A 12,459-nucleotide genomic window follows, 5' to 3' on the forward strand; every position below is an offset into this window, starting at 1 on the left:
GTTTTTTGATCGGATCGTGTGGATTATTCGAATAAGTTACTGTGTAATGTACGAACGATATCTTCCGCATCATCACCTGGAACTAACAAGCAAATATTGTGGCTGCTTGCTCCGTAGCTGATCATACGAATATTGAAGGACTCTAATGCACCGAAAATTTGTTTCCCGAGTCCATTCACTTGCGACAGTTCATTACCGATAATTGCCACTAGCGCTAAGTTTTCTTCCACTTCAACACGGCATAATGCAGAAAGCTCTGTCATGAGAGCGTTGGTGAGTAAGCTGCCATTTGTCCCTGTTGAACCTGTGGTATCTAACGTTAATGCAACGCTCACCTCTGAAGTGGTAATTAAGTCCACGGAAATATTGTGGCGCAATAAGATAGTGAAAATTTCTGCTAAGAACCCACGCGCATGCAGCATTTTCAGGCTATGTAATGTTAATAATGTTTGTTTACGACGCAGTGCCAATGCCCTAAATTGCGGTGGATTCGTGGTTTTGTCACTGACAATTGTCCCACCCGCTTCTGGAGCTTTACTGGAGCCTACGAACACAGGGATACCTGAGCGTACCGCAGGTAGTAATGTGGCTGGATGCAGAATTTTTGCCCCAAAAGTTGCCATTTCTGCCGCTTCATCGAAGGCGATTTCATCAATACGCTGTGCATTTGCTACTACGCGCGGATCAGTGCTGTAGATACCAGGAACGTCTGTCCAAATATCGACACGAGATAAATTCAATACTTCAGCCAATAGGGCTGCGGTATAGTCGCTACCACCGCGTCCCAATGTGGTTGTTCGGCCTTTTTCATCGCGGCCAATAAAGCCTTGCGTAATCACGACTGACTCGCCTAAGCGAGTTTGTAAGTGTTGTTCTGAAAGGGCTTTTAACTGGTTGAGATCAGGCTCAGCACGTCCAAAACTGTCGTTGGTTCTCATGATCTTACGCACATCAAACCATTGTGAGTTGGCATTGCGTTGGCGTAGAACTTCAACAAAAAGCAGAGTCGACATCAATTCCCCATGGCTTACCATTTCATCTGTCAATGCATCTGAAGTGGCAAGAGATGCAGAATCTGCTAAATGGGCAATGTTATCAAGTAAGCGATTGATTTCTTCACGAATAACCTCTGCAGTCTGTAAGTTATCAATAATTGCATATTGAATATCTTTAACCTTTTGCAGTAGCGCATTGCGTTTATCAGCGTCACAACCTTCAGCCAATTCAATCAATAAGTTAGTAATGCCTGCGGAGGCGGAAAGTACCACAACGCGCACGTTGGGGTTGGAAAGAACAATATTTGCGCTGTTGTTCATTGCCTCAAAGTTCGCGACACTGGTGCCACCAAATTTTGCAATAACAAACTGATTGTTGTCTGACGAAGACGCTACGGTATTCATGGTGTCAATCCCTTTGGTTAAACCTAAACTTTATATAGATTTATCGGGTAAATAGAATCGCGTCAATCAAGAATCGAAGCAAATCAGTAATTCTAATGATGGGGGGGTTATTATCGGTTTTCGTCATACGCGTCATCCTTCAAGCTGCATGGGTGTTGACTACGTTCAGATAGCCGAATCACATACTTGTGTATGCTCATCGGTCTATCTTCACTTGTCGCCTACATGCAACTCGAATGATTTAGCGTATGTAGATTAGTGGCTTTTTCAAGCTGCATGGGTGTTGACTGCATTCAGATAGCCGAATCACATACTTGTGTATGCTCATCGGTCTATCTTCACTTGTCGCCTACATGCAACTCGAATGATTTAGCGTATGTAGATTAGTGGCTTTTTCAAGCTGCATGGGTGTTGACTACGTTCAGATAGCCGAATCACATACTTGTGTATGCTCATCGGTCTATCTTCACTTGTCGCCTACATGCAACTCGAATGATTTAGCGTATGTAAATTAGTGGCTTTTTCAAGCTGCATGGGTGTTGACTGCGTTTAGATAGCCGAATCACATACTTGTGTATGCTCATCGGTCTATCTTCATTTGTCGCTTTTTTTAAGCTAAATGGCATTGAAAGTGCGTATTTCATATAAAAGGGATAATTAAGTCTGGAAAAGTACGGCAGAATTGGGGAATATCAATATAACGCAGAAAACCGATAAGCCCTGTTTCCTTGACGGGTTACAATCTATTTCTATTGAAAATTGTTTGGAGAGTGTTATCCATGAGAAGTATTAATCCAAGCCAGACGGCTGCATGGCGGGCGCTAGAACAACATTTTGCGCAAATAAAAGATGTGCATATGCGTGATTTGTTCGAGCAAGATAAAGACCGCTTTACCAAATTTTCGGCAACGTTCGATGGTCAAATCTTAGTGGATTTCTCCAAAAATAGAATAACGCAAGAAACCTTAGACAATTTATTAGCACTGGCAAAAGAAACTGAGCTAGAAAGTGCCATTAATAGTATGTTCAAGGGTGAAAAAATCAACCGCACGGAAGACCGTGCTGTGCTGCATACGGCTTTACGTAATCGCGACAACACACCAATTTACGTAGATGGTAAAGATGTGATGCCTGACGTTAATGCTGTGCTGGAAAAAATGCAGCAATTTAGCCAACGCATTATTAGTGGTGAATGGAAAGGCTTTACGGGTAAGGCGATTACCGATGTTGTGAATATCGGGATTGGCGGTTCTGACCTTGGCCCATTCATGGTGACTGAAGCATTACGCCCTTATAAAAACCATCTGAATATGCACTTTGTTTCTAATGTGGATGGCACGCAAATCGCTGAAACGTTGAAAACACTGAATCCAGAAACGACATTGTTCTTAATTGCGTCTAAAACATTCACTACGCAAGAGACAATGACTAATGCGCATTCAGCTCGTGATTGGTTCTTAGCATCTGCAAAAGATGAAAGCCAGGTTGCTAAGCACTTTGTGGCACTTTCCACCAATGGTGAAGAAGTCGCTAAGTTTGGTATTGATACTAACAATATGTTTGAGTTTTGGGATTGGGTTGGTGGCCGCTACTCATTATGGTCAGCGATTGGTTTATCCATCATTTTATCTGTCGGCTTTGATAACTTCGTTCAATTATTGAATGGCGCTCATGCAATGGATAAGCATTTCACCCAAACACCACTGGAGAAAAATATCCCCGTATTGTTAGGGTTGATTGGCATTTGGTATAACAATTTTTTTGAATCAGAAACTGAAGCGATTCTGCCATACGACCAATACATGCATCGTTTTGCGGCATACTTCCAACAAGGCAATATGGAATCCAATGGTAAGTATATCGGCCGTGATGGAAAACCCGTTTCATATCAAACTGGCCCAATTATTTGGGGCGAGCCAGGGACGAACGGGCAACATGCGTTTTATCAATTGATCCACCAAGGGACAAAAATGATCCCTTGTGACTTTATTGCGCCAGCAGTCACACATAATCCACTGGGTGACCACCACGAGAAGCTGCTTTCTAACTTCTTTGCGCAAACAGAAGCGCTAGCATTTGGAAAAACGCGTGAAGTGGTCGATGCTGAATTTGCTGCGCAAGGCAAATCAGTGGCCGATATGGAATATGTGGCACCGTATAAAGTATTTGAAGGTAACCGCCCAACGAACTCGATTTTACTCAAAGAAGTTACGCCATATTCATTAGGTGCGTTAATCGCGATGTATGAGCATAAAATCTTTACTCAAGGGGCGATTTTAAACATCTTCACGTTTGACCAATGGGGCGTAGAATTAGGTAAACAATTAGCGAGCCGCATTCTGCCTGAATTAGAAAGCAGTGAAAAAGTCAGCAGCCACGACAGTTCAACCAATGGCTTAATTAACAACTATAAAGCTTGGCGTTAATGGTTTATTGAAATTACGTCGTGAAATTAAGCGGGAAGTGTTGGTGGCTTCCCGTTTTCTTTATTAGAAGAAACATCAGAATAAGTTAATGTCAGCTAGATTATTAAAGTATTAACGAATTTTATTTTTGTTTATAACATGTTATTAATTATGGAATCTTTCACTATTTTTTTACAATTTGTGTTGAATTTGTGACTTTTTATATAAATTGTTAGCTAACTTTAACCTTGTAGCAAAACAACGTGATATTCTACTTGGTAAGAAATACAGAAATCATAACCATGTTATTCATGGTGGAATTTACGTAATGGATGAAACGCTATTTACCTCGCAGCCAATTGAATGGATTGCGCAGGATGATGAAAGAGTTCCCGCTAACATGCTCGATTGGTTACTTGAACTTGGCTCCATGACAAAACGTTTTGAACAACATAGCCAGAAAGTGACTGTCATTCCATATTTAGAACGCTATGTATCGCAAGTGATGCTGAGTACGGAAGAAGCACAAAATTTACCTGCAAGTCATCGTTACTGGGTGCGCGAAGTGGTTATGTATGGAGATGGTACTCCGTGGTTGCTTGGTCGTACGGTCATTCCGGAAGAAACACTCACCGATGATGACCAGCAATTAGTGGATATTGGTCGGATGCCATTAGGGCGCTATTTATTTAGTCGAGATAACCTAACGCGTGATTACATTCATATTGGTCGTTCCGCAGAACGTTGGGTTCGCCGCTCTCGATTAAGGTTATCCGATAAACCTTTATTGTTAACCGAGATATTTTTACCAGAATCACCTGCATATCGTTAATTATCCAAACTATTTCAAATTATAGATTTTGGCAAAACACGACACTAATACACAAAAATCCGTGATTTGCTCAACTGAGTGGTGTGAACACCTACCTATTTTGAAGTATGATGGAGTGAGAAAAGGAGCACGACAAAGTGGAGGGAAGTATGACGCTAAGTAAATGGCATGCATACAGCCGTTTAATGCGTATTGATAGACCCATCGGTTCACTGTTATTACTTTGGCCGACGTATTGGGCACTCTGGATAGCTGCTCAAAGCACGCCCAATTTGCACATTTTGATTGTGTTTACTGCGGGGGTGTTTTTCATGCGCGCCGCAGGTTGTGTGATTAATGATTTCGCTGACCGACATTTTGATGGTCATGTGGAACGCACCAAACATCGCCCATTACCCAGTGGGGATGTGACGGAAAAAGAAGCTAAAATTTTGTTTGCAAGTTTAGTGGGTGTGTCCTTCTTGCTGGTTTTAACTTTAAATTTAATGACAATTTGGTTGTCCATTGCGGCGCTTGCTTTGGCATGGATTTACCCTTTTGTTAAAAGAGTCAGTCATTTACCTCAGGTTGTACTGGGCGCAGCATTTGGCTGGTCGATTCCAATGGCCTTCTCTGCGGTGGGTGAAACACTTCCGTTAGTATGCTGGGTATTGTTTTTCATAAATATTATTTGGTCAGTGATTTACGACACGCAATATGCCATGGTTGACCGTGACGATGATTTAAAAATCGGCGTGAAATCAACAGCCATTTTATTTGGCCAGTATGACAAATTAATTATTGGGTTACTGCAATTACTGATGGTCGGCTTGCTGGTGGCTGTGGGATCATTGGCTGCTCTGGGGAGCATTTACTATTTTTCTCTGGCGCTGGTTGTGGGGTTATTTGTTTATCAGCAAAAACTGATGATGAACCGCGAACGAGCTCCCTGCTTCAAGGCCTTTATGAATAATAACTTCGTTGGCTTGATTTTGTTTATTGGCATCATGGTGAGCTATTTTTAGCAAGTGAATGATGTTCAATAGACCAACAAAAAAGGTAATGTTTTTCAACATTACCTTTTTGTTTTTTATCGGTTTACAAAACCAGATTAGTCTTTTTCTGGCTCTGTGATTTGAGCGGACTCATCGGGCTTAGCCACTTTTTTCTCTTCTGAAAACTCATCGTCTTGGCTAACACTTTCAATGGTTAAACGGATTTCTGGGGACATTAACCGCGCAAGAACCGCATACAGTTTTTTAGCGTTAGTGGTGAAGATATCATTTTCATTGTTATCGATATAGCCTTCTTCTCTAAGCGTATCAACGAGCGTTGAGAATACTGCTTTATCAAAGAACTCAGGGGCATTAATACCGTGAAGTACAGAGAGACGTTGTGCAAGAATACGGCTTTCTTTTTCCAACGTATTACGGCTTATTTCAGGGCTGGCATTGAGTAATGACAGCGTGATTGCGTAGCGTTGTAATGTTTCACGGACACCAGCGGCTAAGAGTTGTAATGGACGAATACGGCGTGGGTTCAATACCACCATTTCGTCGTCTCTTAGACAGATAAGTTTTTGATTATTTAGCTCATCAATCAGAGTATCGACTGTTTCACGCAGCTGTTCGTCGTTATAACGCATAAACAGTTCAGCTTTTAAGAACGGATAGATTTGGCTGACTTGATGGTGAATTTCTTGACGACTGATACGCTCATGGTGCAACACAATACTGGTGATCAGTGACGGTAACACCAATAAGTGGTGGATATTATTACGGTAGTAGGTCATTAATACGGCATTTTCACGAGGAAGAATAATAATATCCCCCATGCTGTCTTTTTCTACCTCGAATTTATCCATTTGCAACGCGTGTTCGAGCAGTTGTTCAGCCGTTTTATTTGGCGTAGTCGCATCGGCGGTGTATGGAACATTGCGTAATAATTGCAGATAACATTCCACTTGCTCAATTAACTGCTCACGGGTTAATGAACGTTGACGTGAGGCCAGTAAAGCCGTTGCGCACAAGTTGATAGCGTTAGCTGCGGCAGCATTATTGATATTCACCATGATGTTATCTGCTAACGAGCTGACTGTTGGGTTTAACCAAGTTGGGCGCTGCGGCTCAATAGGGTCAATCGAATCACGCCAATCTGGCACGCGTTGGTTAAGGTAATGAGAAAGGGAAATTGGCTGGCCAAAGTTCACATACCCTTGACCTAAGTTACGCAGCTTGCGCAAGCCGCGGATCATTGAAAATAAGCCTTCTTTCTCTTTTTCTGCACCGCGCAGCTCTTTTGCGTAAGTGCCTACTTCCATCACATGTTCATAACCAATATAGATAGGTACGATAGTGATAGGGCGCGAATCACCACGTAGCATGGCTTGCAGTGTCATTGATAGCGTTCCCGTTTTTGGCTGTAATAAACGGCCAGTTCGGGAACGTCCACCTTCAACAAAATACTCAATAGAGTAACCGCGAGCAAATAACTCACTTAAATACTCACGGAAAACCGTGGAATAGAGTTTATTTCCTTTAAAGGTGCGGCGGATAAAGAAGGCACCAAGGCGGCGGAAAATTGGGCCAGCTGGCCAAAAATTCAAGTTGATCCCTGCGGCGATATGCGGCGGGACTAAGCCTTGATGATAAAGAACATAAGACAGCAATAGGTAGTCCATGTGGCTTCGGTGGGAAGGCACATACACAATTTCATGGCCATCTTGCGCTAATTGGCGAACGCGCTCAGCATGCTGCACATTAATGCCTTGATAGAGGCGGTTCCATGTCCAGCTCAGTACACGGTCAGTTAAACGCACGGCTTCATAGGAGAAGTTCGCAGCAATTTCTTCCATCATATTCACCGCATTTTGCTGTGCTTTTTTCAGTGGAATTTTTTTACTGCGTGCTTCATCTTCGACTGCTTTTTCAATCGCTTTTGAGGTCAAAAGCTTATTGAATAGTTCATAGCGTGCGGGCAATTTCGGGCCGACAGCCGCAAGGCGTTGGCGGGAATAGTGAATGCGGGCGACACGCGCTAATTTATTCGCAATAATGGTATCTGTGCCGTGGTCTTGCGCCATTTTCCCGATGGAAACGGGGGGCGATAGGCGAACAAAGCTATCACGACCTAACCACAGGACAGCAAAGAATTTTTGCACTCCGTTTAATAGCTTCAGTGGTGGTGCAGGGGTATGCCCTTCACGACCTGGAGAGCGCCCAAACATAACCGATGCAGGGAGCATTTGAATATCCAGATTCGGATTGTTTTTATGCAAATCTAAATACGCATGGAATGTTTTGACGGAATCTTTACGCGGATCTGGTGAGTAATAACGAAATACGCGTGGGCCATCATCGATAAACACATAAGCAGGAAGCTTTGTTCCATTGATGTCGTTATCAACCAAAGGGTCAGGCAGACCGATAGCCAAGCATTGATGCCGTAGCGTTAGGAGGTCGGACTTAGAGTGATAAGGCAATACATACAGCGTTGGCCTGTTGGTATCAAGCTGCAGCTCTGTAATTGGGTCCGATGGAATTAGTTTACTTTTTACCAATAATTTAAGTGGTAAATTCAACGTGTTGTAATATATTTTACGCCATAGTGACATAAATGATTATAGCCTCTTGTTAACAATGCTGCTCAATCATACCAGAAATCCACTGGTAGATCTGTTACTGACGATTCACTTTGACTGTAAAAATCGATTATTGTTTGAATTTTTTAAGGAATAAATATGGCAAGTCAAACTAAGGGTTTTACCCGCGTGATTAAAGCAGCAGGGTACTCCCTTAAGGGGTTAAAAGCGGCTTGGATAAATGAAGCGGCATTTAGGCAGGAGTCTGTTGCCGCAGTCATTGCGATTATTATCGCCTTTTGCTTAGATATCAGTTACGTGGATAGAATATTGCTGATCAGCTCCGTTGTGCTGGTGGCTATCGTCGAGTTACTAAATAGTGCAATAGAAGCTGTTGTTGATCGTATTGGCAGTGAATATCATGAACTTTCAGGGCGCGCTAAAGATATTGGGTCAGCGGCTGTATTCATCAGTATTGGTTTAGCGTTATTTATATGGGCACTGATTTTATGGCAGCGTTATTTTTCTGCCTAGCCAATAAACGTTGTTTAGAGTCGAGAAAAGAGAGTCAATCGATAGCAAATGCCTAAATTCAGCAATTTAACTGTTTCAAATCTTCATTTACCTGTATATACTCACAGCTTGACTGTATAAACAAACAGGGGAACGGAATGAAAGCACTGACGGCTCGACAACAGCAGGTTTATGATCTGGTGCGTGACCACATTTCGCAAACAGGTATGCCTCCTACACGTGCTGAAATAGCAGCAAGTCTTGGTTTTCGTTCGCCTAATGCGGCAGAAGAACATTTAAAAGCCTTGGCTCGCAAGGGTGTAATTGAAATTGTTTCTGGGGCATCACGAGGCATCCGTCTACTTCTTGAAGAAGAGGCTGAAGATCAAGGGTTACCTTTGATTGGGCGCGTTGCCGCTGGCGAACCTTTATTGGCACAAGAACATATTGAAAGTCATTATCAGGTTGATCCTGAACTTTTCAAACCTCACGCAGATTTCCTATTACGTGTGAATGGTATGTCGATGAAAGACATCGGTATTATGGACGGTGACTTATTAGCAGTTCATAAAACACAAAATGCGCATAATGGCCAAGTGATTGTTGCGCGCATTGATGATGAAGTGACTGTTAAACGTTTTAAACAACAAGGTAATCGTGTTGAGTTAATCGCTGAAAATCCTGAGTTTGCGCCGATTGTTGTCGATTTACGCGAGCAAAGCTTCACCATTGAGGGTTTAGCAGTTGGGGTGATCCGTAATAGTGATTGGTATTAATTCTTAGATTATCAGGTAGGTAGCGGCGCGCTGCTTGTTTGATTTTTCCATTATTGCTGGCAGATTTCACATTGATGTATAGAGATCTGCCTGCTTTACTTAGTTCTTATCTTTTATATCCTTTTTTATACTACTTTTCGTATTCTTTTCTTATATAAGTAATGTCGTGGATTCTACAACGTTATTTGCTACTTTTTTTTGCAGTGATCGGTTGCTCATGGTCATGGCTACAGTGTGCGTGGTCTTTGCAGCTATCAATTTCATCACACTTTTTACATAAACCATGGTTTTCCACAACAGTATGCCTTAAACGGAACTGATTAGTTTCCGCTAGGCTAATAATGGCGGCTTCTATTGTTGCGCAATCACTTTCAGTCACACTACCGCAATGATCACAAATTAGCATCACTGAGATATGACTTGGGTTATCAAAGTGATGGCAAACAACGTAGCTGTTGGTTGACTCTATTTTATGAATAAAGCCTTGCTCCATTAAAAACTCAAGCCCACGGTAAACAGTGGGTGGTTTTGCTTGTGGTTCAACTTCACGCAGCAAATCTAATAAATCGTAGGCACTGATAGCTCCGTGTTGCTGTGCAATAAGACGTAACACGGTTTCTCTCTGTGGAGTCAATCTAACGCCCCTTGATTGGCAGATACGCTCTGCCATCACAAGTATCTTATCTTCACTCATTTTTTTCATTTTTGACTCCAACTTCGAAAACTAAGTATCGACTATAGGAACAAGTTTATCATAGTTTTCTGACTGAAATAGCTTGAAAAGAGAAAGTAGAAGGGAGAAGGGCATGTACTCAACTGAATTTTGTTAGATAAAAATGAAAAATAAAAGAAATAATAAATGGAGAAAACAATGAATATATTTTTATTTATTAATAATAAATATTGGAATTCTATAGATACGATAATAAATATTAGGCAAAGAATTAAATCTCTGCCTAATATATTATGGGTTAGTATTTATATTCAATACCTAACCAATAGTTGCGACCTTCTTCAATATAGCCATTGGTATATTCATAAGACTTATCAAATAAGTTATTCACTGAGCTATTGACGGAAACGCCTTGCCCTAAGTCATAATCTAAACGCAGGTCAGTTTTAGCAAATCCGCGCACTTTACTTTCAGCATCCACATAGTTAAATGCCCAGCTTCTGGCTTCTTCAGTCACCGTAATACTAAACGGTTCGTAAGGGGTAAATTTCACCCAAGCAAAGGCTTTATGGGTTGGCAGCTCAGCCACATGCTTGACGCTGTAGTGTTTTGGATCGGCATGAATATACCCGTAGCTTAAACCTGCTTCCATCCAATCGGTAATTTGGCCTGTCGTGCCTAAATCAATACCGAAGTAGTCGACTTTTCCGCTATTGCGGTTTTCTAATAAAGGATTTCCATTTTTATCAGTACCGACACGATGTGCCATAATAGCATCTGAGACATGGTTGTAATAAATGCTGGAGGTATATGACCAAAGAGGAGAGATATGGCCTTTGTAAGTTAAATCGTAAGTCAGCGCACGTTCTGCATTTAGATGTGGGTTAATAACAAAAGTGACAGGTGTTTTCATTTTTTCTTTGGTATAACGCTCTTTTTGCGTTGGGAAACGGCTTCTTTCAGAAATTGAGAATTGTACTGTGTCTTCATTTGCTAAGTGGTAACGCGCCATGGCTTCCCAGTTGAAGGCATGCTGACTATTACCATCGTATTTTTCGAAGTCTGTTGTGTCGTAATTATAACGTTTACCATCAGCACTTTTACGCCAGTCATAACCAATACCACCGATAATATCTAAGTTATCAGTGGCAACCCATTGATATTCTGTGGCAATAGAATAGGTATTGTCTTTATAGCGGTCGAAGGGCACATCTTTTCTTGCACGAGCACGGTGAACGTCTTCTTTCCAGTGTGCGGCGAATGACAACATATCGAGTTCACGCACGGTGAAATCAACACGCATGTCGGCACCGTTGCTGTAATCATCGTAACGACTGTAGTTATAGATACCTTTTTCGTAATCTTTGACCGATTTGTATTGGTGCAAGGTATTTTTAAAGGTGTCGTGATAGAAACGGCTTTGTAAGGCTATATCGTCAGTGACTTGGGTTGTCCCATTAAAATAAATGCTTTCTTTATCATAAGCTGGCCATTGCCAAATTTGAGGCTTCTTATTCGTGACACTTGGTGCGCTGTTCTTGTCACCATCTTGTTTAAGATAGGTCACAACATACTCATCGGCTTCACGTGGTGTCCAACCCACCTTGACCATCATCCGTTTGTCATCTGTTGCAGAGTTAGGGCGGCGTCCATTGCTCCCTGCTAACGGGTTATCATTCTCAGATCCTGGGATCCCCATAAAACGCTGCTTATACTGGCTACCACTGACTTGAATAAACCCTAAGTCATTGCGGCCACCTAATCGTGCGCTAATATTGTGGGCATTATCTGCACCGCGGGCAAAACCTTGGTTTAAGCTGATATTGGCTTCAAACGGCTTTTTCGGTGTTGCGGTGGTTAAGTTAATTGCACCACCCATCAAGTTTGGCCCTTGCAGTAACGAGGTATAGCCCGTCGAAAGCTCAACACTCGCCAACTCGCTAGTCATAAAGCGACCTAAGTCCAACGTACCATCATAGGGCACGTAGGTTGGGATACCATCAAAGAAGATAGGTACTTGGCGGCTATCGAAACCACGCACATTCACCTGTGTTTCGTTACGGTTACCTGATTTTTGAATAGAGACCCCTGGCATGGTGCTCAATGCTTGCGCTACGTTGGTTTTATTCAATTGCTTCATTTGTTCTTCAGTGATGACATTGGCATCCGCTGCAAGTGGCGTACTCCAAACAGACATCACGTCAGTATTTTTCTCTGCTTTAGGGTCAGATGCGGCGTGCCCTTGTGCTGCGAATAAAGCCATCCCAACTAAATAGGTTATTTGTTTTATTTTCATTATGT

9 protein-coding genes are annotated in these 12,459 nt (G+C 42.1%); 5 read left to right on the forward strand and 4 right to left on the reverse strand.

Going from position 1 to position 12,459, the window contains the following annotated elements; translation table 11 throughout:
• Positions 1–23 precede the first annotated feature (23 nt).
• Entirely contained in the window at positions 24–1,400 is a 1,377-nt protein-coding gene (lysC, locus tag ACE2AL_RS02055) for a lysine-sensitive aspartokinase 3 (RefSeq protein ID WP_206086220.1), read from the reverse strand.
• Between the two features lie 779 nt (positions 1,401–2,179).
• Between lysC and pgi the strand changes: the two genes are divergently transcribed.
• From pgi to ubiA, 3 genes are all read left to right on the forward strand, one after another.
• Positions 2,180–3,826, forward strand: coding sequence for a glucose-6-phosphate isomerase (pgi, locus tag ACE2AL_RS02060; protein ID WP_272539935.1), 1,647 nt, complete (start codon positions 2,180–2,182; stop codon positions 3,824–3,826).
• Between the two features lie 298 nt (positions 3,827–4,124).
• Positions 4,125–4,637 carry a chorismate lyase gene (gene ubiC, locus ACE2AL_RS02065; RefSeq protein ID WP_206086360.1) on the forward strand — a complete coding sequence of 171 codons (513 nt, stop codon included), beginning with the start codon at positions 4,125–4,127 and terminating at the stop codon, positions 4,635–4,637.
• A 149-nt stretch (positions 4,638–4,786) separates the two neighbouring features.
• Entirely contained in the window at positions 4,787–5,641 is an 855-nt protein-coding gene (gene ubiA / locus ACE2AL_RS02070) for a 4-hydroxybenzoate octaprenyltransferase (protein WP_349415960.1), read from the forward strand.
• 86 nt (positions 5,642–5,727) lie between these two features.
• On the opposite strand, the gene plsB is transcribed toward ubiA, so the two are convergent.
• Entirely contained in the window at positions 5,728–8,229 is a 2,502-nt protein-coding gene (plsB, locus tag ACE2AL_RS02075) for a glycerol-3-phosphate 1-O-acyltransferase PlsB (protein WP_272539938.1), read from the reverse strand.
• A gap of 126 nt (positions 8,230–8,355) precedes the next feature.
• Here plsB and ACE2AL_RS02080 point away from each other — a divergent pair, with 126 nt between their 5' ends.
• Entirely contained in the window at positions 8,356–8,730 is a 375-nt protein-coding gene (locus tag ACE2AL_RS02080; RefSeq protein WP_206086228.1) for a diacylglycerol kinase, read from the forward strand.
• A gap of 137 nt (positions 8,731–8,867) precedes the next feature.
• On the forward strand, positions 8,868–9,485 hold the full coding sequence (lexA, locus tag ACE2AL_RS02085) for a transcriptional repressor LexA (RefSeq protein WP_206086229.1): 618 nt from the start codon (positions 8,868–8,870) through the stop codon (positions 9,483–9,485).
• A 181-nt stretch (positions 9,486–9,666) separates the two neighbouring features.
• Here lexA and zur read toward each other — a convergent pair whose 3' ends face one another.
• Positions 9,667–10,188, reverse strand: a complete 522-nt coding sequence (gene zur / locus ACE2AL_RS02090) for a zinc uptake transcriptional repressor Zur (protein WP_272539939.1) — start codon at positions 10,186–10,188, stop codon at positions 9,667–9,669.
• 268 nt (positions 10,189–10,456) lie between these two features.
• Positions 10,457–12,454 carry a TonB-dependent receptor plug domain-containing protein gene (locus tag ACE2AL_RS02095; RefSeq protein ID WP_375083911.1) on the reverse strand — a complete coding sequence of 666 codons (1,998 nt, stop codon included), beginning with the start codon at positions 12,452–12,454 and terminating at the stop codon, positions 10,457–10,459.
• Positions 12,455–12,459 lie beyond the last annotated feature (5 nt).

The sequence above is a fragment of the Providencia xihuensis genome, assembly GCF_041953405.1.
In the GTDB taxonomy this organism is placed as follows: domain Bacteria; phylum Pseudomonadota; class Gammaproteobacteria; order Enterobacterales; family Enterobacteriaceae; genus Providencia; species Providencia vermicola.

Coding starts and splice junctions, on each gene's coding strand:
- pgi (WP_272539935.1), top strand. CDS start 2,180: ATGAGAAGTATTAATCCAAGCCAGACGGCTGCATGGCGGGCGCTAGAA.
- ubiA (WP_349415960.1), top strand. CDS start 4,787: ATGACGCTAAGTAAATGGCATGCATACAGCCGTTTAATGCGTATTGAT.
- lysC (WP_206086220.1), bottom strand. CDS start 1,400: ATGAATACCGTAGCGTCTTCGTCAGACAACAATCAGTTTGTTATTGCA.
- ACE2AL_RS02095 (WP_375083911.1), bottom strand. CDS start 12,454: ATGAAAATAAAACAAATAACCTATTTAGTTGGGATGGCTTTATTCGCA.
- lexA (WP_206086229.1), top strand. CDS start 8,868: ATGAAAGCACTGACGGCTCGACAACAGCAGGTTTATGATCTGGTGCGT.
- ACE2AL_RS02080 (WP_206086228.1), top strand. CDS start 8,356: ATGGCAAGTCAAACTAAGGGTTTTACCCGCGTGATTAAAGCAGCAGGG.
- plsB (WP_272539938.1), bottom strand. CDS start 8,229: ATGTCACTATGGCGTAAAATATATTACAACACGTTGAATTTACCACTT.
- zur (WP_272539939.1), bottom strand. CDS start 10,188: ATGAAAAAAATGAGTGAAGATAAGATACTTGTGATGGCAGAGCGTATC.